The organism is Aliivibrio finisterrensis (genome assembly GCF_008933155.1).
Taxonomy (GTDB): domain Bacteria; phylum Pseudomonadota; class Gammaproteobacteria; order Enterobacterales; family Vibrionaceae; genus Aliivibrio; species Aliivibrio finisterrensis.
This window is the reverse complement of record NZ_WBVP01000008.1, coordinates 1-20,494: the sequence shown is the minus strand read 5'-3', so window position 1 is coordinate 20,494 and position 20,494 is coordinate 1. Positions and strand designations below refer to the sequence as shown.

Here is a 20,494-nt window from a genome sequence, read left to right as displayed (position 1 = left end):
AATCGCTAACTTTAGGCAGTCAAACTTTAAATTGGCTGCCTTTTTTATTTAAGCCTTTAATTTTAGCTATTACTGTCGATTCCATTTAGACAATAGTCTGAATTACGTTTACACTTCCTGCCATAACATTACCCAATGAGATTCATCTGTGCACGAGAATATTTTTCTACCTAAAGCCTTCCTAGATCAAGTACAAGAGACCATGCCTTCCCACCTTTCTATGGAAGAATTTGTTGCTGCTTGTAAACGCCCTTTACGACGCAGTATCCGTGTAAACACATTAAAAAATAGCGTAGAAGAATTTAAACAGCGTGCTAATGAAAAACAATGGTTATTAGAACCTGTGCCTTGGTGTGATACTGGATTTTGGATAACAAGACCAGAAACCGATACGGTAAAACTAGGCAGTACAGCGGAACACATGTCAGGGTTATTTTATATTCAAGAAGCCAGCTCAATGATGCCTGTTACTGCATTATTAAAAGATAATGATGGCATTGAAATGGCTTTAGACATGGCTTCAGCTCCCGGTTCTAAAACAACGCAATTGGCCGCAGGCATGAAAAATCAAGGTGCCTTAGTCGCTAACGAGTTTTCTTCTAGTCGTGTAAAAGTACTCTGCTCAAATATCCAACGCTGCGGTGTAAGCAATGTGGCGCTTACCCACTTTGATGGTCGTGTTTTTGGTGGTTGGTTGCCAGAAACTTTTGATTCTATTCTCTTAGATGCTCCATGTTCAGGAGAAGGGACTATTCGTAAAGATCCTGATGCGATGCATAACTGGAGTCCAGAGTCTGTTATCGAAATTGGTGACACTCAACGTGACTTAATTGAAAGTGCCTTTCACGCGCTTAAACCGGGTGGTGTTATGGTGTATTCGACCTGTACGTTAAATCATCAAGAAAACCAAAACATTTGCCATCACCTTGTTGAACAATTCGGTGACGCGGTCACATTTGAGCCATTAGGTGACCTCTTTGAAAATGCAGAAAAAGCATTAACACAAGAGGGCTTCCTACACATTTACCCACAGATCTTTGATAGCGAAGGCTTCTTTGTGGCAAAGATCCGTAAAAATTCAGCGACGACGCCTCCTGAGGTGAAAAAACGTCTAGGTAAATTCCCATTTGTAGCCGCATCAAGTAAAGAAAGCAAAGATATTGAAGCAGAATTACAATCAACTCTAGCACTCACTATTCCAGAAGCCAATGAGCTATGGATCCGAGACAAAGAGGTATGGGCTTTTCCAAAACGCATGAAGCCATTAATTGGTGAAATGCGTTACCATCGAATTGGATTCAAACTTGCTGAAACTCATAAAAAAGGATATCGCTGGCAGCATGAAGCTATCATGGCATTGGCGACAGCTGATAACCCTACTTGTGCAGAACTGAATACAGAACAAGCACGCGAGTGGTATATGGGACGAGATGTACGCCCTGATTTCTCAGGAAAAGGCGAAACAATTGTTACTTATAAAGGCGCAGTTATTGGCTTAGGGAAATGGGTGGGTAATCGAATTAAAAATGGATTACCTCGTGAACTTGTTCGTGATGGAAACTTATTTTAAATAATACGTTTTTAAATTAGTGCCAATCTAAGTAAATCGTACACACACTTAGATTGGTACCATACATCAAGCTGTAGGAATAAGGATATGCCTTCACAATATCGTATCAATCGAATTGTAGAGATTGGAGATACACTGCACCGTTGCGGTTGTGCTCCCTATAAAGTAGAACGCTACACGACCTTTTACGCCAACAAATATGGCGTTAATTGTATGATCCAAGCAACACCAACGTCCATTAACTATCAATTTCCTGATGATAATAACGCCGTCATCATGAAACGTCATAAACCCGCAAGTATTGATTTGGGTTTACTCGCAAATACTATTATTCAATTACAACAACCATTAACCCCTGTCCCACTCGCTCCAGCCGAAGGGATCTCTTATCCTTCCTGGGCGGTTTGTTTAGCAAACACGTGCATTCCCCCTGCCTTTCTTATGCTAGTTGGCTCAACATACGAAGCCTTATGCGTTAGTTTTTTACTTGGATTTTTAGTCTGGTTGTCTCAAGTTTTTTGTAGTCAACGCCGTAGTATTGCTGTTGAGTTTTTTGGTGCCTTAATTGTTGCCTTTACCGTAGCATTTATTGCAAGTCTTGGTGTTCCAATTCCCATTCTTGGGCTTTGTATCGCCGCCGTGGTTCTTTTTGTTCCCGGACTCTCCATCTCAAATGCTCTAGAGTGTTTGGCTTTTAATGATCTCGTCTCTGGTACCAGCTTACTCGGCCAGTGCTTTCTTACTTTAATAAAACTTCTTATTGGGATCATTATTGGTTTACACATTGGTGAAGCTATTTTTGGCACAGCCGAATCCATTGATTATCAAAACGAATTTCCAATATGGCTTCAAATACTAGGTTTACCGATTATTTCATTCTCATTAGGCGTGATGTTTAAAGCTCGCCCAATCGATACACTATATAGCCTACCGGTTGCGGTACTAGGTATGTGGGGACCATTTTATCTTGGTTTTGATGGAGGCTGGGTTGTCGGTACATGGGTTACAACCGTATTAATCACTCTTTATGGTACTTGGATTGCTAGACGGTTAAACCTAACGGGGATCATTTTTATCGTACAAGGGATCATCATTCTTGTTCCGGGAAGTCGTGTCTTAGTGAGTGCAAGTCAAAGTGTGTTTGAGCAATCCATACTTCCTATTCCTAGTATTGGATTATCCGCTCTGTTTATGTTCTCTGCTATTGTTGCAGGGCAAATTACCGCTTATTCAATTTACTCACCCAAAATCGAGCGAGACTTGTAATACGCCAAATAAAAAAGGCCAGCTATTAAATAATAACTGGCCTTTTCTTTGTTTTTAACAGTATTAAATAATACTATCTAAAACGATTAAGCACGGCTCATGAACTTATGTTCACTCGTGTTGATTTTCACTTTCTCGCCGTTAGCGATGTACTCAGGAACTTGTACAGTTAAGCCAGTTGTCATTGTCGCAGGTTTAGTACGAGCACTTGCTGACGCGCCTTTAATTGAAGGATCTGTCTCTGCAATTACTAAATCAACTGCTGAAGGTAACTCAATCGCAACGGGTGCGCCATCAACGATAAGAATTTGAAGACCTTGAGTTTCTTCAGTGATGAAAAGTAACTCTTCTTCAATTGCTTCTTTGTTGAAGTTGTATGGAGTGTAGTCTTCAGAATCCATGAATACATACTCATTACCATCAACATAAGAGAACGTTGCGCTGCGACGACTAAAGTCAGCTAAATTGATCATGTCATCAGCTTTGAAGCTTTCGTCTGCTTTTGAGCCAGTTGCTACATCGTACATACGCATACGGAATAATGTTGCACCTGCACGGCCACTTGGCGTTAGCTTGCTGATTTCTTTAACGAAAAATACTTTACCGTTGTGTTCAATTGCTGAACCTTTTTTGATGTCACTTGCCTTTGGCATGATAAAAAATCCATAAATAATTGGTAGGTGGAAAATACCACGAACTTTTTATATCTCCAATAACTATGTGACAGAAACTCGCATTTTATAGCGCTTTATTTGTCACTCGGCCTTGTTGCCATGAACGCAACATCATAACGGCTGTATAAAGAACCACAAATGCCACTAACCAAGCAAGCATATCCACATCGAGGGACTTCACAATAAATGCTGCAATTAACACACCAATAGGCCCGGTTATCGCCACCACCAAAGACGCCCTTGAGTTCACCGCTTTCTGCTTGATAAAGCCACCAGCCGAGAAAAAGCATAAAAAAGCACATGAGCACATCATAATTGGAAATGCCGCTAACGGGTTCATACCTAACAAGTAAATCATCGTCATACACGGCGCGTATAAACCAATCCCTATTGTCATTAATGCACCAAAAATAAAGTTACCAATGATCCCGATAACCAATTTTTCCCCCGTTAATCCCAACGCTTCACCACCTAGTGGGAATAAATCTAAGCGTCCAGCAAACATCAGCAATGCAACAACTAGCAAAGCCCCTGCCATGATCAAACGGATCAACTGACGGTCAAAATTTGATACTAATCGAGCACCAACAGTTGCACCAACACACGCCGCAATAATTAAGCTAACTAACGTCGTTAAATCCACATTAACAGCGGTAAGAAAAATTAAGGCTTGAAAAACCGTTGCCATGGTTGCTTGAGCATTTAAGGTGCCAGGTAATACTTTGTCATCAATTAAATTAAACTGTTTATAACCAGCCGTTTTAATAGCAAAACTTCCCACACCAAGAGTGTCACAAAAGTTTGCGAAGCCACCAATTAGACCAACAGCCCATATATTAGTGTCTTTTTCTGAATCCTTTTTCTTAAGCCATAATGAAACCAGCATAAAAAGGAACGTTAGGCCTCCAATAATAAGGCCTATTTGTAAAAATAATAGAACAGTCATTGATATATCACATCGCTGAAATAATGTCGGGGATAGTAATTCAGATTAATAAGAAAAACCAGAGTATCCCTTATACGCCAAATGGAAAGCCTATTTAATAGATAACAATAATTTCATCTTTTTTACATTTTATTGCTATCAAATGGATTTATTTAATCTATAACATAACTATCGGCTTTACCTATTACATACTTATGTTTTCTTACCGTTGCTTTTAAAGTAACTTGATTGATTTCTTTGCAAAAGAATGGCGTTTTTGTTAGTAAATTTGATAAATAAAAAACAATGATGCTAAAAACAAATATTTTTATAATTGATGCTAACTCTATTCACTATTTTTATCGATAATTACTTAAATTAGTATACTATCCAAAAACGAGTTCTAGCTCCCAGACTGGGAGAATGAATTTCTTCAAAGTAGACACCTTTAAACTCCTTCCTAGCTATATGGTAAGAGCATCCTCTCTTCCCTTTTTTAAGGATAAGCTATGCTTGATAAAAGCAACCCTATTGAACGCCGAATGCAGATCACTACATTAGCGTGGCCAATCCTGGTCGAAATTTTACTTCGTACAGCCATTAGTACCAGTGATGTATTCATGCTAAGTGGCTATTCTGATTTGGCAGTATCTGCTATTGGGGTTATCTCTCAAATCATTTTCTTTTTAATGATCATTTCAATGATGGTGAGTACAGGTACCGGCATTCTTATTGGCCAATACAACGGGTCGGGCCGACCACAACAATCAACTGATGTAGCCGTAGCCAGTGTTGTACTCGGTGGGATATTAGGACTTGGCCTCAGTTTGTTCGCCTTTATTGCCGCGAATCCTATTGTCATCATGTATGGATTAGAAAGTGACGTTGCCACTTTTGCCTACGATTATTTAATCATTACTGGCTCTTTCACGTTAGCTGTGACCCTTGGTATTGTCTTCTCGACCATATTACGCAGTAATGGATACTCCCGTACTCCAATGATAGTGAACCTTCTCACTGGTGGCCTTAATATTGCCGGTAACTACTGTGCGTTATACCAACCGTTTGGCTTACCCGTTTATGGTGTGCAAGGTGTGGCCGTATCGACCGCATTTAGCCAAGTGATTAATGCCATTATTTTATGGATAATGATCCACAAAAAACACATTGCATTACCAATGGGGCGCTTTAAGAAAATACCTCAAGCCACCTATAAAAAAATTATGTATATTGGCGTCATGAACGCAGGTGAAATGCTCTCTTATAACTTGTCACAAATGGTCATTGTGTACCTTGTAGTGCAAATGGGTACCGCTTCATTAACTGCATTTACTTACGCCCAAAATATTGCTCGCGTCTCTTTTGCTTTTGCATTAGCAGTCGGCCAAGCAAGCCAAATACAAACAAGCTACTACGTAGGAAAAAAATGGATTGAGCAAATTCTTACACGAGTTCAGCTCTACTTCTTAGTCTCTTTTGCTGTGTCGGTTGCCCTTACTTGTATCGTTTTTTTCTTCCGTTATGAACTGCTCGATATATTCACACAAGATCCGGAGGTCATAACCTTAACCGCCGGACTAATTGCAGGGTCTATCTTGGTGGAAGCTGGGCGAGTATTTAACCTTGTCTTTATATCCGCACTTAAAGGTGCAGGCGATATTAAATTTCCAGTTAAAATGGGAATATTGAGCATGTGGGGAGTGGCCGTTAGTCTCACTTATCTGCTTGGTGTCCATTTGGGATTCGGTGTACTTGGTGCCTGGCTAGCATTTGCAGCAGATGAATGGGTCCGAGGGATCATTATGGCTCGCCGCTGGCGCTCTAAAGTCTGGACCAAGTTTAATCTTATCTAAATAAAAATGGGCAAAAGTAAATAAATACCTTTGCCCATTTTATTAACATCATAAAACTAATCCATCAAACTTTTTGATTTTATCGCTTTTTTAGACAGTTCTTTAGCAAAATCAGCGATATCTGATTCAAACGCTTCAACACTTTGTCGAATGTCATCCAGTTGAACGGTCTGCATCTGACGCTGTTCCATGACCACTTTGCCATTTACAATCGTTGTTTCTACGTTACTTGGGTTAGCTTGATAAACCAGCGTAGCGTAAGGATCATAACTTGGCATCATGTTCGCTGATTGAGTTTCAATAATGATGATGTCCGCCTTCTTCCCAACTTCTAAAGAGCCAATTTCATCTTCCATGTGCAAGGCTTTTGCACCACCAATAGTTACCATCTCGATCACTTGTTCTGGGATCATAATGGTTCTATCTGAGTGTTTTAAACGCTGCATATTTGCGGCATAACTTAACGTGCGCCATAAATCCACTTGGTTTGAACTCATTGGTCCATCCGTTCCTAAACCAACTCGCATATCCGCACGAAACATATCCCAAGCAGGAGCAATGCCTGTTGCCCCTTTCGCATTCGCCATTGGGTTATAAACCACTCCCGCATCCGCTTGTTTTAATAACGCTTGATCATGTTGAGATAAATGAATACCGTGAGCAATCACCATTCGTTCGTCCAGAACACCAATTTCTTCTAGATATTCAACTGGAGATTCCGCTTTGGTTGGATCTTTAATTCTTGTCTCTTCATTTGGAAACTCAGCAACATGAATTAAAACAGGCACATCATAATCTTCAGAAAGTTGATTGATCTCTTGAAGCTTTTCTTTACTTACCGTGTACACGGCATGAGGTGCATAAGCTGGCGTGATTAATGGATCATTTTGATATTCTTCAATAAATGACTGGGCATATTGAATACCACCATACGGTTGTTTAGCATCCACCACAGGGAACTTAATGACAGTTTCGCCAAGTACGGCTCTTAACCCAACTTCTTTGGTCGCTTTTGCCATTTCATCCATGTGGTAATACATATCAGCGTAAGTCGTAACGCCGCTTTGCGCTAAATCGATAGCACCGAGCTTAGTGGCATTATAAATTAGTTCTCGACTTAACTTTTGCGCTTCTAACGGGAAAAAGTAGGCAAATAATCGATTAGAGATACCCTCCTCACCTAAACCACGAAATGCAATCATCGGAAGATGGTTATGAGCATTAATCATTCCCGGCATTACAATACCGTCATTCGCATCAATATTTTTTGGCGCATAATATTGCCCCAGTAATGTCGCATCACCTACCGCTATAATTTTATCGTTTTTAACCACCACGACACCATCATTAATCACTTGCATATCGGCGTTTACGGTTAATACTTGTCCGTTATTAATGATCAAATCTGCATTATATTCTTGTTGTTTTGCCATTGTTCCACAACCCGATAACAATACGGCGCTAATACTCAATACCAAGCTTTTAAGCTTCATTCCTAAACCTTAATCATGCCCCCATAAATAAAAAAAAGAAGCATTGGGGAAAATGCTTCTTTCTTTGATTAATTTAATTGATAAATATGATTATTACGAGACGATTCTTCCTATCAAACCATAATATTGTGGGATAGGTCTCTCTATTTACTACTCTTTTACTTGAGAGCGGCGCTTTTGAATTTGGGCCATAACAAACTTAATCATTATCGGGAACAAACCAAGTAAGGCTAGTGAACCTAAAATCTGCGGTGAAATTAGCCCAGACAGCGAGGTTATTTCTGATAATTGTGTACCTGCATTTAAGTACACCATCGTCCCCGGCAGCATACCTAACTGACTAAACAGATAAAAGCGACCTACCGATATTTTGGTTAATCCCATAAGTAAGTTGATTAAAAAGAAAGGAAACACTGGGATCAAACGTAATGTCAGCAAATAGAATGCCCCGTCTTTTTCCACGCCTTCATTAATCGCTACCAACTTATCTTTAAACTTACTGTCTACCCATTCTCTTAATAAATAACGACTACTCAAAAACGCGATGGTTGCTCCAATGGTGCTCGCAAACGATACGAGTAATAAACTCCACCAAAAACCAAACAGTGCTGCGCCAAGCAAGGTAACAACAGCCGCACCAGGAATAGAAAGTGCCGTAACTACCACATAAGAGATAAAATAAATGGCACTGTACATCAACAAATTAGCTTGTATGTCACTTTGTACGTTTTGATGGAAGGCTTTTACCTGATCTAACGTTAACAAGTGTCCAAAATTAAAATAAACCACAGAAAACGAGATCAAAAGAGCGACAAGTAATATCAGTTTCTTATTCATAGTGCTCTCCTGTTGTTACATTGGTATTCATGATTTTACTTAGCTCATCAAAACCACCTACGTATTTACCATCCAACCAAATTTGAGGTACCGTCACTGGCGTTTTCTCACCAATAATGGCTTTAACCTCTGGGATCATACGATATAAAGCCGCACTGTCTTTCACCACATCGTGATAAATATAGTCAACTCCCGCTTCATCTAATGCGGCTTTCGCTTTAATGCAATATGGACACGTCGCCTTACCAAACACTACATTGCCTTTGATATCATCACGCTTAGCAACTTGAGCGATCACTGATTGAACTAAAACACCACGATTTAATGCTTCACCTTGGCTAATCACTTTATCTTCAACAATGATAATCGGTGCATGCCATGCTTTAAGTTTTAACGGCTCCCACCAGTAAGACAACCAATCTTTCACTTCAAGCTCAATAGGAATACCAGAAAGCTCAGTGTTAAATGTATCTTCAAGAATGTCTTTCGTTAAAGTGCACTCTCCACATGGAATATTGACTTTGAATGGGCCCCAACTGCCTGCCCAACGATATAATGTGATTTTTACAGGTTTCATTGCGACTTCCCCTATCAGCAAACTGATTTACTTAAATTAAACTGAACTGTTTAGTTTAATTTAGTCGAATTTCAGTTTAAGTCAACCTTTATGATTAATATTATCGATACACGATCTAAGTATATGCTAAGAAAATGCTTATGAGAGATAAGTACTGCTTCTTGCTAATTAAGAGTCACAAATAATTGGAGAGTTCAATTAAATTACCGTCAGGATCTCGTAAATAGACTGAGATTATCTTGCCTAGCGCTCCTGTTCGTTGAATTGGACCATCGATGATAGTCACGCCTTGTGACTCAATATGGCTTTGAACTTCATTAATAGGCGTATGAGTAATAAAACACAGATCCGCACTGCCGCTTTTAACCTGTGCAGCTTTAGGTTCAAACTCATTTCCCAATTGATGAAGGTTTATCTTTTGCTCACCAAAAGTAAGGGCGACCCTGCCCTCACCAAAGGTAACGATATCCATTCCGAGCACGTTTGAATAAAACTGACTCGTCACTTCAATGCTGTTAACCGTTAAAACAAGATGATCTAAACGTGCAACTTTCATGATTCATTCCCTATGAAACAAAAACGTAAAACATTATTCAGATTTAAAGATAATCCCTAAAAACATTTGGTGAGCGAGTTCAATAAGCTCTGCATCTTTTGTTAGCTGTAACGATGCCAATAGCCCGTTATAAACTAGCCCTGCTTTTTTGGCCTTTAACTCTGCATCTTCAATATCGTGTCTTTTAAATAACTCGATTAATAGCTCTTGTGTGCGTTGTTTGTATTGCGCGCTTACCTCAGTAATACCTTTATCTTCACTGCTGTATTCACTGTATGCCAATTGAAAATAACAACCGTTAAATGACTCGATATCAATACACCCAGCAAGACCTTCAAAACGAAACGCAATTTTTTCTTCTAATGTTAGTTCTGTATTTTCAAACAAAGCTTGGACATGAGAAAGAGATTGTTGGCTAAACAACTCTAATGCGTTGGCAATTAAATTCTCTTTAGATTGAAAATATTTATATATGGTCGCTTTAGATAACCCCGTCGCTGCAGTAATTTTATCCATACTCGTACCATGAAAACCATGTAATGCGCACAGTTCTATCGTCTTTTTAAGTGCGTTTATTCTTTTTTCTTCTTTCATACATCACTCTCCATTAATGCTGTGATTTTAGCAAAATAAACTGTTTAGTTCAAAAACTGATTGACAGTATCAAAATAAACGATAAATTAAACTAAACAGTTTAGTTTATTAATCAGGAGATAAAAATGAATACTAAAACTTGTAAAGCCATCTCAGCAGAAACCTGGTTAGGTTATAAAATTGGTGTCTTTGGTGTCGTACTTACCCTACTTTGGATAGGTTTTTTTAAATTTACCCCAACAGAAGCGGCAGCTATCGAGCCGTTAGTTGCAAATCACCCTTTAATGGGTTGGATATACCGATTTATGTCAGTACAAATGGTATCAAATATCATTGGATTAATTGAAATCGTGATAGCAATAGGGCTTATTGTTGGTTTTGTTAAGCCTAAAATTGGTTACTATTCAGGTATTCTTGCTCTGCTTACATTTATTGCAACGCTTAGCTTTTTAGCAACGACACCTAATACATGGAAAGTCGTTGATGGCGTATTAACAACCAACTTCTTTTTACTTAAAGATATTGTGTTTATCTCGGTATCACTACTTGTGATTGAACATAATAAAAAATACGCATAATAAATAAAAACAGCCTGCTCAATCTTCATTAAGCAGGCTGTTCTTTTTTGATGTTAAACAGAGATCACCCTTGCATGTGTAAGCTCTACTTAAGACCAATACCCATTAAGAGTGCTTTGGAATTGCGCGCGGTTTTCCGTTTGAATCAATTGCTACATAGTTAAATGTTGCTTCACAGACTTGAAAACGATGACTAACTTCGTCTTCTTTAATTGGTTTAACCCACACCTCTAAATCAATCGACATAGACGTTCGTCCAATTTTGGTACATTCACCATAGCAACAAACCACATCACCAACACTTACTGGCTTTTTAAATGTAATGCTAGACACTGACACTGTCACAATACGCCCACCTGATATTTCTTGTGCTAAAATTGCACCCGCTAAATCAAGCTGAGACATAATCCAGCCACCAAAAATATCACCATTAGCATTAGTATCTGCTGGCATAGAAAGAGTTCGAAGAAGAAGCTGCCCTTTAGGTGCTTGACCAGTATTTAATTCAGTTCTCAAAATGATTCCCCATATAAAATGATTATGTGAACCATATCACACATAGAGCTTATCGTCAGGGCTATTGGCTTCAATCTCACGCCTTTTTATAAAACAAACAATACGATGCTCATTCAATATGCGCTTAGCAAAGACGCCATAATTTGATGATCCTAACATCTTTACCGAAAAACCCGCGCTACACTCCTGTTCCATTTTAATCACCTTGAGTTGCAATCATGGCGACAATCAGTGACGTAGCAAAGTTAGCAGGCGTATCGACCGCTACTGTATCTCGTGTTATCAATAACTCGGCTTATGTTGAGCCTGTGACTCTTGAGCGAGTACAAAGCGCCATTCGAGAACTTAATTACCAACGAGATGCGAGAGCCAGCGCCTTAGCTAAAAAGACAAATAACACCCTTGGTCTACTCACCGGCAACCTAGCAGATCCTTTCTTTGCCCTAATAGCCAAACACGTAGAAGAAGTGGCACGTAAGCATAAATGCCAATTAGTCGTGGTAAGCGGAGGCCATGATGCACAGCGAGAAAAAGAAGGGTTGGACTTTTTGATCAGCCAAGGATGCGAAGCCATGGTGGTACACGCAAAAATGCTAGACGATACCACCCTACTTAGATACAGCGCCCAACTTCCTTCGATGGTATTGCTCAACCGTACCATTCCACAAATATCCAACCGCTCTGTCTATATCGATAATAGAGCCGGCGCCAAAGAATCTGTTGTTCACTTAATTGAGCAAGGGCATCGTAAGATCGCCTGTGTCACCAGTGACCTTCCTATTGAAGACAGAACAGAGCGACTTAACGGTTATCGCGATGCGATGAAAGAAGCCAATATCACCATTGAGCCTAACTGGATAATAAATCAGAACTTTAGTGAACAAGGCGGAGAACTGGCAGGTGAACAATTATTATCTCAATGCCCTGAGATCACCGCGGTGGTTACCTTTAACGATGTAATGGCCGCAGGTTTAATGGCAAATTTACATGAAAACAATATTCGTGTACCTGACGATATTTCTATTATTGGGTTTGACGATGTTTTATTGGCTCGATATCTCTATCCACGCTTAACCACCATGCACAATCCGATTGATGAAATGTCTAGCTATGCTGCTGATTTAGCATTAAAAATAAAAAACACAGGTTATATTCCACCACAAAAACATTGCTTTAATGCCACCTTAGTTCAGCGCCAGACTGTTGCACCTTATTCAACAAAGCAAGCCCTAAAAGTGTGATGAACATCTTAGGTAACAACCCCATGTAAGCGCTTACATGAGTGCGTTACCTATCTCTCATATTCTAATTAATAGAACTCTTATTATGACCTCATAAAAACAAAACAACCCTACATCTGTTTACGAGGAATACAAAATGACACAATCAAAGCCTCTTCCATCATTTGCACTCGCAATAGCACCTATTGCAGTCATGTTTGGTCTACTTGCAATTGGATACGGCCTATTTGGTCTACAAATTGAAGCCCTACTGCTTACTTCAGCAACCTTCACCGGTTTTATCGCTTATAAAATGGGATATAACTGGGATGAAATAATGAATGCCATTGTTGAGAAACTGGCAAAAGCAATGCCTGTTATCTTAATTTTAGTGTCGGTTGGTGGCCTAATCGCAAGTTGGATGGTCAGTGGTACCATTCCTTATATGGTTTATTGGGGATTAAAAGTCATCAGTCCTCAATATATTTTAATTGCCGCTTTCTTTGTTACCAGCGTAGTTTCTGTATGTACAGGTACATCATGGGGCTCAGCAGGTACGGTCGGTGTTGCTCTAATGGGTGTTGCCGCAGGTCTTGATGTATCAATGGCAGCCGCCGCTGGTGCAGTGGTTTCTGGTGCTTACTTTGGTGATAAAATCTCCCCTCTTTCTGATTCAACAAACTTTGCACCTATCGTTTCTGGCACCACATTGTATGAACATATCCAACACATGCTTTATACAACACTACCGGGCTTTGTTATTGCTTCTGTTGTCTTCTTCTTTGCTGGCCAATACGGCGATGTTGCAAATGTAAGCGAACCTCAAAAAGTATTAGATATTCTTGCAGGATTAGAAAGCCTATATAACCTTAATATTCTATTAATTGTGCCACCAATCATGATCTTATGGGGTGCATTTACTAAGAAACCAGTGCTTCCATTAATGCTTGCGGCTTCTGCTCTTGCCCTACTTATCGGTGTATTTTTACAAGGCTTCAGCCTACAACAAGCACTGCAAGCGTTTGTTAATGGCTTTAATATCGATATGCTAAACGCAAATGGCCACACTACTGACGGCTTAGTTCCTGATATTGCAAAACTGCTTAATCGTGGTGGCCTGTTCTCTATGATGAGCACCATTCTTCTTGTGTTCTGTGCCTTCGCTTTCGCGGGTATTTTAAGCCTAACAGGTGCTCTAAATGTAGTATTAGGTCGCTTTTTACATCTAATCCACAGCACTGGTCAGTTAATTCTATCAACCGTGATTGCTACAATTACAGTGGTATTCACAACCTCTGATGGCAAACTTGCACTATTAATCCCAGGTGAATTGTTCCAAAACGCTTATCGCAAAATGGGATTAGATACAAAAAATCTATCTCGAACGATTGAAGATGCTGGCACCATTATCGAACCATTAGTTCCTTGGACTGCAGCAGGTATTTACATGGCAAGCACACTAGGCGTAGCAACACTTGATTACCTACCATGGGCAATTCAATGTTACACCGGCGTGATCTTCGCCATCATTTATGGATTTACTGGCTTTGGCATTGCAAAAGCCCCAGTAACTCAAGACAACGACACACTATCTCCTATTGAAGTAAAATAAGGCTATCCCATGACAACTTCTTTTGATTGCATTCATAACCGTTGTAATACCGGCTCATTAAAATGGGACTTCATGAAAGAAAAACTCGGATTAGACGGCACAGACCGACTACCTATGTGGGTGTCTGATTATGACTTTCAAGCGCCACCACACGTATTAGAAGCGCTTCATAATCGCATTGACCATGGCATTTTTGGTTATGCAGAACGTAATGATGACTATTACCAAGCGATCATCACTTGGTATCAAGAGCAACATCACATTCACATTGAAAAAGAGTGGATAACGACAGTACACGGCGTATTACCAGGGCTTTCAATGGCAATCCAATTGCTGACTGAAACCAATGATAAAGTGGTAATGCAAACACCGGGTTATGGTTCGTTTCGTAAAATCGTTGAATTTAATGACCGCGTATTAGTTGAGAACCCATTAATTGAGCAGCAAGGAAACTACACTATCGACCTTGCTCACTTAGAATCTTGTTTTCAGCAAGGCGCTAAAGTGATGATCTTCTGTAACCCTCACAACCCTGTTGGTAAAGCATGGTCAAAAAAAGAGATAACCGCTGTAGCAGAGCTATGTCATCAATACGATGCATGGCTACTAAGTGATGAGATCTGGGGCGATCTTGCAATGGGAGATAACACTTACCATTCAGCCTTATCACTACCAGATGCACTGCAACAAAAACTGATTGTAGCTACCGCGGCAAGCAAAACATTTGGTTTGTCTTCTGTGCGTATTTCTAATTTCATGATCCCAAATCAAGAATTAAAAACACGTTTAGTTCGCCGTTTAGATGCTCATGGCATGGATGTTTATAATAGCTTAGCAATGTGTGCAGCAACCGCCGCTTATCAAACTTCAGCACCTTGGTTAAATGAACTGAAAACATACTTACAAGAGAATATAAGCACCCTATCACACTTTATTCAAACCGAACTGCCAGAGCTGGACTTTACGCCCCCAGAAGCGGGTTATTTAGCATGGGTAGATTGTCGTGGTCTTGGGTTAACAGATAAAGAATTAGAACTGAAATTAGTTGAAGCTGGAATAGTCCCAAGCATGGGGATCGCTTTTGGTAGTGAAGGTTCTGGCTTTATTCGTTTAAACCTAGGTTGCCCTCGTGAAGTGTTAGTTCAAGCGATGCAGCGAATTAAAGTAGCACTGAATATGTAGCGAAGATCCCTAATTTACTCACAAAAAAGACCGCTATATTTAGCGGCCTTTATCATGATTTAGTATTAACTAACGAATATAATTATTTAATATTAATTACATCGCCAATAAGCAAACGCTTAGGGTTATCGATTTTAGGATTTAATTGAAGTAAATCTGCTAATGCGATCCCTTGCTCTTTTGCAATGCTGTATAACGTATCATCTTGTTTGATGGTGTAGTACATCACCGCTTCGTCAGCTTGTTGCTGTGCTTGAGCTTTTAGCTCGCCTTGCACTGCATCTAACGTACGTACAGTTTGATAAATTTCACTGTCCGTTTCTTTTTGTTTTTGCAGCTCAGCTTCTAATGTACCAACCTGAGATTCTAACGTGCTAACTTTTGATTCTAATGCACTCATTTGTTCTGTCTGATTCTTTTGTTGGGCAATAAGCTCATCATTTGAAGCACAACCAGTAAGAACTAATGAAGACATTAGCGACGCCAGTAGAATTATATTTTTTTTCTGTTTCATACTTTTCTCACAACTTCATCTAGTTGATAAATAACTTCGACCATTGTCATAAAAATAGAATGTATGTACAAGCAATAAATAGCTTTATTGCGAAGTTTTGCTTGTTTGGTGTCAGTTATTTATAAATAAAAGTGTAGTTTAGAAAAACATCCATTAACGATTTAAACCGTTTAAAGAAGGAGATGACGTTACTTTTACCTGCACTACTTCTACTCTCGGCATTATCTCAATACCATGTCACCCTTAAACAGATTGTTAGTTGCGACCACTTAATAATGTGCTAACATTTGTGTGTACGCATTCTTAAGGATTAAATTATGGATACTAGAATTCAATTCCGAGTTAATGATGAAGTTAAACTATTAGCACAACAATTTGCTGAGAGCCAAGGGCGTACTCTAAGTGATGCTTGTCGAGAACTGACAGAGCAAATGGCAGAGCAACAGCGTAAAGCCTTATCACACGATCAATGGTTAACTGAGCAAGTAAATTTAGCTTTCAATAAATTCGACTCAGGAAAAGCTAACTTTATTAATCATAATGAAGCAAAAGAAACAATGGCTGAGCGTAAAGCTCGAATTCGAGGCCAAAGATAAATGCTCTTTTGGGAAGAAGAATCTTTAAATGATCGTGAGAAAATATTTGAATTTCTTTATGACTTTAATCCAGATGTCGCAGAAAGAACAGATAACACCATTGAGCAGAAGGTTGAGGCTTTGTTAGAGCAACCTTTAATGGGTGCGCAACGTGAAAATGTTAGAGGACGATTACTCATTATTCCTGAAATATCAATGATTGTTTCATACATGATTGATGGAGAGAGTATTAAAATAATGCGCGTCCTCCACCAAAAGCAAAAGTTTCCGATTGATTAGCCTTATTCGATAGGGCTAATCAATACATGTCTTAACATTTCCGCCGGTAAATAGTACTAAATAAACATGCTAGTAACTCATAAATGACACCAGCATGTTTTTAAGTACCTTTACACTTTAAGTCTCCGCTTTTCGAGGCGAGTTAATACATCTTTGTAAGTCACTTTATTCTCATCAAGATATTTTAATAACTTAGCTCTATCGATAATCTCAACACCACAGGTCTTAGCAATATCATCAGTTCGCTTCGCTAATGATGGTGAGTTAGTCACAAAAACTAAACGGTCGAACGTTTTCTGCATTTCTGATTCATAAATCGGCTTAGCAGAGTGAATCTCTTGTATTCCTTTATATCCATCGTATCTTCGTTGCGTGTATTTAGCCTGCATTAAGATATTACCAGACTGAGTAAGGATGACTCCATCAGCACCATGGTCAGCACCCGCATTCGTTAACCACGCGTTATCACTGCAATAATGTTGTGACAAGAGTATCAAACATAAAACTTCAAATTGCTGCCAACTTAATTTATCCAACTCATCAGATGTTATACGCTTATTTATAAGTTCCCCAGAAATACTGCCTCCTACACCAGATGGTTGCGGCACAACATCTTCTGGAGTAACAACAGCATCTTTTAATAAAGTTTTCTGCGTTAACAGCCTATGAAGGTTGACATCAAACGACTCCAGCTCAGGATGATGTAATAAAGGAATATAAATATGAACATCTTTTTTTTGCCCAATTCGATACACTCGATCGGTGGCTTGAGCTTCTTTAGCTGGATTCCAGTGTCTCTCTAGGTGGACAACATGATTTGCACCAACGACAGTTAAACCAACACCAGCAGCAACTGGTGACATCACAATCAAATTAAAGCCTTCTCTAGCTTCAAAATCAGTAATCATTGATTTACGCGTAGGGACTGACTTTCTTTTAGCAACTGCTTTAGCATCTCCATTAATCACTGAAAGTGGTCCTAAACCATAAATTTGACCAAGAGTAATACTTAAAAAGCTTTGTAATCGCTTATTTACCACAAAAATAATGCACTTTTCTTGTCTGCTCCGTACTCGGTCTAAAGTCTCAAGTAAAGAAACTAGTTTTCCTGATTCACCATATAACGCCCGTGATAATTTAGCATTTTTAGGGATATCAAGACGACCTCCATCACTTAATCTAGGATGTAACGAACTGTCTCTTAGCCTCATCAAAGTGGTAAGTGCATGACTATCTTCATTCTCGAGTTGATTACTAATGGTTCCTTCGTAAACATCTCTCTGGTAGCCAACCATTGTCGACTTCAATTCTTCTAAAAACTTCCAGTTTTCGAATTCTCCGCCAGCATACATATGTTTTAGAGGTAAACCTTTAAGATTGTCCTCCTTGATGCGTCTCAACATCAATGCACCAACAGCTATACGAAGTTCTCTTCCAAGTCTAGCTCTTGTTTCTTCAACCTCATCACCAGCAGCTTTAAGAATTGGCGAAATAAAACGAGTACGAAATTCTTGATAGCTACCCAGATACCCAGGGCAAGCTGTATCCATTAAACACCAAAAGTCGGCTAAGCTATTTTCTACAGGTGTACCTGTAGCAACTAATTTAAAATCAGCTTTTAGTCCTTTGGCAGCACGAGTTTGAAGTGCATTAGGGTTCTTAATATTCTGAGCTTCATCGAAAACCACAATCCCCCAGTCAATTAAACACATGGAGAACTGATAATCACGTAAAGTTTGATATGTAGTGATAACCAAACGCTCTGGTAAATCTAAACGTTCTGGTCCAAAGTGTTTTCCAACTTTTAATGAATACTTGGGTTCTAAGCTGTCATCAGATCCACTCTGGCTTCTGATCTCCACACCACCCATTCGATAATCATTTAACTCAGCAGCTGATTGCAAGATGACCACATCGTTGAATGGTGAGTGTGTAAAAGTTTTATCTACTTCATCCTTCCAGTTTTCTAATAAACTCAAAGGAGCAACAATCAGTGTAGGCTTTCTAGTTTCACTACTAATTTTCTGTCGTTGATAAATATGTTCGATTGCAGATAAAGCCATAAAGGTCTTACCTAACCCCATGTCATCTGCTAACAAGGCTCCGCTAATTTTCGAGTCTGATGAGCCTTTTCGTTCAACACCTAAAATCCAACGAACACCAATATCCTGATGTGGATAAGGTGCCCGCTTGTGGTTATCCCAATTTAACTCGCCATCCCATGAAATATCAGAAATAAGTTGTTCGACTTTATGAGAATTTTCTGACAGTTCTTCATCATTTAAATCAATATCAACAACATGTATTTCTGAACTTTCCGATTCCGTCTCAGCATCTTCTGGATCATCTTGGCTCGGGCTATCTACATTAGAGTTCGATATCTTATGGTCAATTTCTTTTAAAACTTTCTCAACAGCAACAGGATCACTGATATCGTATGATTTACCTTCATAGTCAAAAACGGTTGCTCCAGTTAGTTGAGCATCTTCAATCTTCTTAGTCACGTCCTCAAAAGTTGTTCTATCACGAATACTATCAGTCAACTTAGATATTGAATTGATTACATCAGATGAAGAGGAGACTCCAAACCAATCAATGCCTGATTCATCAGTCTCTCCAAAATAGGCGTGCTTAAATACTGTCGCGCCATGAACTCTGATAGAAAAGCCTAAATCAAGATCGACTAAGCTCGCATCAATATATGCTGTAGGGTTCTCCAAGAACGCTTTAACTTGTTTTTGAGGTATTACTCTGTTGCTAATAACTTCTTTTACAGCCATGAGTTTTTCTTCAGAAAACAAGACTATTTCATCACCCACTTTCAGAGTAACTGCGTTGTCGCTTTGCAACTGCCCCAAAACCTTTTGAATCGAATCATGGCTCGCACTTTGCCCCATGTTTGGAGTCAATATCAGCTCGCCTTGAGAATTCAGTTCTGCTTCTACTGTGATTTTATTTGGCGTCAGTATTCTTAGCTTTTCAAAGTGCTTTAGATTCAACTTACAACCACTCTTTTGAGCCTCTTGTAAAGAGTGTAGGTAAAGTAAGTTATCGTATTCAGATCGAGCAGACTTTCCATGGGCTTTATGTGCGTTAAAAACCATAAGCTGCTCGGGCGTTAACAGGTACTGCTCATTTTGACTAAACCGAATGAAAGGGCCATCCACTGTATAATTTAACGTTGTTCGACCTTGCTTGGTTGTTACCGAAAGGTCAATGTTAAAGGTAGGTGTGCTAGCTTTTCCTTGAATACCAGCATCAACGTTCCCTTTCCAAACCGAAGGTAAACTAAACAAGTCTCTCAACTCAGAATCGAGTCTGACCGCTGTATCGGCAGGCATAATAAAGCCATCTGGAAATGAGCTTACATCACCTTGTTCTTCAAGCATTTTAAGTGCAACATACTGCGCTGTTATCCACTCATCAGCTTTACCAGCTTTAATTTTCTCTAAGGTTTTCTTGGAAGTAGTAAAATCAAGGCTATCATCACAGACTAACTCAAATTGAGATGACTTATCTAAACCAGAAAAAAACTTGCTGATTAAAGAGGTTAACTCCACTCTCGCACCCCATAACGTTGTTTAAAATCAATATAATCTTCATTAGAAAGCACGTCTTTAGGCGTCAGTTTAATCCCTAACCCTCTTAATGC

19 protein-coding genes are annotated in these 20,494 nt (G+C 39.3%); 9 read left to right on the top strand and 10 right to left on the bottom strand.

The annotated features are described in order from the left end of the window. The first annotated feature begins 148 nt into the window (after positions 1 to 148). Entirely contained in the window at positions 149 to 1,570 is a 1,422-nt protein-coding gene (gene rsmF, locus F8B77_RS08775) for a 16S rRNA (cytosine(1407)-C(5))-methyltransferase RsmF (protein ID WP_151655036.1), read from the top strand. 87 nt (positions 1,571 to 1,657) lie between these two features. Continuing rightward, complete coding sequence (locus tag F8B77_RS08770; protein WP_151655035.1) at positions 1,658 to 2,836, top strand: threonine/serine exporter family protein; 1,179 nt, start codon at positions 1,658 to 1,660, stop codon at positions 2,834 to 2,836. Positions 2,837 to 2,922: 86 nt separating this feature from the next. Here the strand turns inward: F8B77_RS08770 and efpL are convergent, their stop codons facing one another. Beyond that, positions 2,923 to 3,489, bottom strand: coding sequence for an elongation factor P-like protein EfpL (gene efpL, locus F8B77_RS08765; RefSeq protein ID WP_130044453.1), 567 nt, complete (start codon positions 3,487 to 3,489; stop codon positions 2,923 to 2,925). 85 nt (positions 3,490 to 3,574) lie between these two features. Then, positions 3,575 to 4,456: a sulfite exporter TauE/SafE family protein gene (locus F8B77_RS08760; RefSeq protein WP_130047332.1), complete on the bottom strand. Its 882-nt coding sequence runs from the start codon at positions 4,454 to 4,456 to the stop codon at positions 3,575 to 3,577. 488 nt (positions 4,457 to 4,944) lie between these two features. Between F8B77_RS08760 and F8B77_RS08755 the strand changes: the two genes are divergently transcribed. Continuing rightward, positions 4,945 to 6,288, top strand: a complete 1,344-nt coding sequence (locus F8B77_RS08755; protein ID WP_151655034.1) for an MATE family efflux transporter — start codon at positions 4,945 to 4,947, stop codon at positions 6,286 to 6,288. Between the two features lie 56 nt (positions 6,289 to 6,344). Here the strand turns inward: F8B77_RS08755 and F8B77_RS08750 are convergent, their stop codons facing one another. From F8B77_RS08750 to F8B77_RS08730, 5 genes are all read right to left on the bottom strand, one after another. Continuing rightward, positions 6,345 to 7,781 carry an amidohydrolase gene (locus F8B77_RS08750; protein ID WP_151655033.1) on the bottom strand — a complete coding sequence of 479 codons (1,437 nt, stop codon included), beginning with the start codon at positions 7,779 to 7,781 and terminating at the stop codon, positions 6,345 to 6,347. A gap of 150 nt (positions 7,782 to 7,931) precedes the next feature. Beyond that, the gene (locus F8B77_RS08745; protein WP_130047329.1) at positions 7,932 to 8,618 is read right to left on the bottom strand and encodes a TVP38/TMEM64 family protein; all 687 of its coding nucleotides are present in this window, start codon (positions 8,616 to 8,618) and stop codon (positions 7,932 to 7,934) included. Further along, the gene (locus F8B77_RS08740; RefSeq protein WP_151655032.1) at positions 8,611 to 9,195 is read right to left on the bottom strand and encodes a glutaredoxin domain-containing protein; all 585 of its coding nucleotides are present in this window, start codon (positions 9,193 to 9,195) and stop codon (positions 8,611 to 8,613) included. Before F8B77_RS08740 ends, F8B77_RS08745 begins: the two co-directional genes overlap by 8 nt. A gap of 175 nt (positions 9,196 to 9,370) precedes the next feature. Next, positions 9,371 to 9,751 (bottom strand): VOC family protein, encoded by a 381-nt coding sequence (locus tag F8B77_RS08735; RefSeq protein WP_063654552.1) that lies wholly within the window; start codon positions 9,749 to 9,751, stop codon positions 9,371 to 9,373. A gap of 33 nt (positions 9,752 to 9,784) precedes the next feature. Continuing rightward, positions 9,785 to 10,345: a TetR family transcriptional regulator gene (locus tag F8B77_RS08730; protein ID WP_151655031.1), complete on the bottom strand. Its 561-nt coding sequence runs from the start codon at positions 10,343 to 10,345 to the stop codon at positions 9,785 to 9,787. Between the two features lie 125 nt (positions 10,346 to 10,470). On the opposite strand from F8B77_RS08730, the gene F8B77_RS08725 reads away from it, so the two are divergent. Further along, the gene (locus F8B77_RS08725) at positions 10,471 to 10,923 is read left to right on the top strand and encodes a DUF417 family protein (protein ID WP_151655030.1); all 453 of its coding nucleotides are present in this window, start codon (positions 10,471 to 10,473) and stop codon (positions 10,921 to 10,923) included. A gap of 105 nt (positions 10,924 to 11,028) precedes the next feature. Here F8B77_RS08725 and yciA read toward each other — a convergent pair whose 3' ends face one another. After that, a complete protein-coding gene (gene yciA / locus F8B77_RS08720) occupies positions 11,029 to 11,439 on the bottom strand; it encodes an acyl-CoA thioester hydrolase YciA (RefSeq protein ID WP_151655029.1) in 411 nt (136 codons plus the stop codon). Between the two features lie 218 nt (positions 11,440 to 11,657). On the opposite strand from yciA, the gene F8B77_RS08715 reads away from it, so the two are divergent. From F8B77_RS08715 to F8B77_RS08705, 3 genes are all read left to right on the top strand, one after another. After that, positions 11,658 to 12,680, top strand: coding sequence for a LacI family DNA-binding transcriptional regulator (locus tag F8B77_RS08715; RefSeq protein ID WP_151655028.1), 1,023 nt, complete (start codon positions 11,658 to 11,660; stop codon positions 12,678 to 12,680). A gap of 136 nt (positions 12,681 to 12,816) precedes the next feature. Further along, positions 12,817 to 14,271, top strand: coding sequence for a Na+/H+ antiporter NhaC (gene nhaC, locus F8B77_RS08710; RefSeq protein WP_151655027.1), 1,455 nt, complete (start codon positions 12,817 to 12,819; stop codon positions 14,269 to 14,271). A 9-nt stretch (positions 14,272 to 14,280) separates the two neighbouring features. Further along, entirely contained in the window at positions 14,281 to 15,453 is a 1,173-nt protein-coding gene (locus F8B77_RS08705; protein WP_167512790.1) for a MalY/PatB family protein, read from the top strand. 82 nt (positions 15,454 to 15,535) lie between these two features. On the opposite strand, the gene F8B77_RS08700 is transcribed toward F8B77_RS08705, so the two are convergent. Beyond that, positions 15,536 to 15,967: a LysM peptidoglycan-binding domain-containing protein gene (locus F8B77_RS08700; protein ID WP_151655026.1), complete on the bottom strand. Its 432-nt coding sequence runs from the start codon at positions 15,965 to 15,967 to the stop codon at positions 15,536 to 15,538. A 317-nt stretch (positions 15,968 to 16,284) separates the two neighbouring features. On the opposite strand from F8B77_RS08700, the gene F8B77_RS08695 reads away from it, so the two are divergent. Further along, complete coding sequence (locus F8B77_RS08695) at positions 16,285 to 16,563, top strand: type II toxin-antitoxin system RelB/DinJ family antitoxin (protein WP_151655025.1); 279 nt, start codon at positions 16,285 to 16,287, stop codon at positions 16,561 to 16,563. Then, on the top strand, positions 16,564 to 16,842 hold the full coding sequence (locus F8B77_RS08690; RefSeq protein WP_151655024.1) for a type II toxin-antitoxin system RelE/ParE family toxin: 279 nt from the start codon (positions 16,564 to 16,566) through the stop codon (positions 16,840 to 16,842). A 110-nt stretch (positions 16,843 to 16,952) separates the two neighbouring features. On the opposite strand, the gene F8B77_RS08685 is transcribed toward F8B77_RS08690, so the two are convergent. Beyond that, on the bottom strand, positions 16,953 to 20,402 hold the full coding sequence (locus tag F8B77_RS08685; RefSeq protein ID WP_151655023.1) for an SNF2-related protein: 3,450 nt from the start codon (positions 20,400 to 20,402) through the stop codon (positions 16,953 to 16,955). Positions 20,403 to 20,494 lie beyond the last annotated feature (92 nt).

Bases quoted from the DNA above. Each gene is read 5' to 3' on its own strand.
- F8B77_RS08770 (WP_151655035.1), top strand. From the start codon at position 1,658: ATGCCTTCACAATATCGTATCAATCGAATTGTAGAGATTGGAGATACA.
- F8B77_RS08700 (WP_151655026.1), bottom strand. From the start codon at position 15,967: ATGAAACAGAAAAAAAATATAATTCTACTGGCGTCGCTAATGTCTTCA.
- F8B77_RS08725 (WP_151655030.1), top strand. From the start codon at position 10,471: ATGAATACTAAAACTTGTAAAGCCATCTCAGCAGAAACCTGGTTAGGT.
- F8B77_RS08740 (WP_151655032.1), bottom strand. From the start codon at position 9,195: ATGAAACCTGTAAAAATCACATTATATCGTTGGGCAGGCAGTTGGGGC.
- F8B77_RS08695 (WP_151655025.1), top strand. From the start codon at position 16,285: ATGGATACTAGAATTCAATTCCGAGTTAATGATGAAGTTAAACTATTA.
- F8B77_RS08755 (WP_151655034.1), top strand. From the start codon at position 4,945: ATGCTTGATAAAAGCAACCCTATTGAACGCCGAATGCAGATCACTACA.
- nhaC (WP_151655027.1), top strand. From the start codon at position 12,817: ATGACACAATCAAAGCCTCTTCCATCATTTGCACTCGCAATAGCACCT.
- F8B77_RS08730 (WP_151655031.1), bottom strand. From the start codon at position 10,345: ATGAAAGAAGAAAAAAGAATAAACGCACTTAAAAAGACGATAGAACTG.
- efpL (WP_130044453.1), bottom strand. From the start codon at position 3,489: ATGCCAAAGGCAAGTGACATCAAAAAAGGTTCAGCAATTGAACACAAC.
- F8B77_RS08690 (WP_151655024.1), top strand. From the start codon at position 16,564: ATGCTCTTTTGGGAAGAAGAATCTTTAAATGATCGTGAGAAAATATTT.
- F8B77_RS08750 (WP_151655033.1), bottom strand. From the start codon at position 7,781: ATGAAGCTTAAAAGCTTGGTATTGAGTATTAGCGCCGTATTGTTATCG.
- F8B77_RS08745 (WP_130047329.1), bottom strand. From the start codon at position 8,618: ATGAATAAGAAACTGATATTACTTGTCGCTCTTTTGATCTCGTTTTCT.
- F8B77_RS08705 (WP_167512790.1), top strand. From the start codon at position 14,281: ATGACAACTTCTTTTGATTGCATTCATAACCGTTGTAATACCGGCTCA.
- F8B77_RS08735 (WP_063654552.1), bottom strand. From the start codon at position 9,751: ATGAAAGTTGCACGTTTAGATCATCTTGTTTTAACGGTTAACAGCATT.
- F8B77_RS08760 (WP_130047332.1), bottom strand. From the start codon at position 4,456: ATGACTGTTCTATTATTTTTACAAATAGGCCTTATTATTGGAGGCCTA.
- F8B77_RS08715 (WP_151655028.1), top strand. From the start codon at position 11,658: ATGGCGACAATCAGTGACGTAGCAAAGTTAGCAGGCGTATCGACCGCT.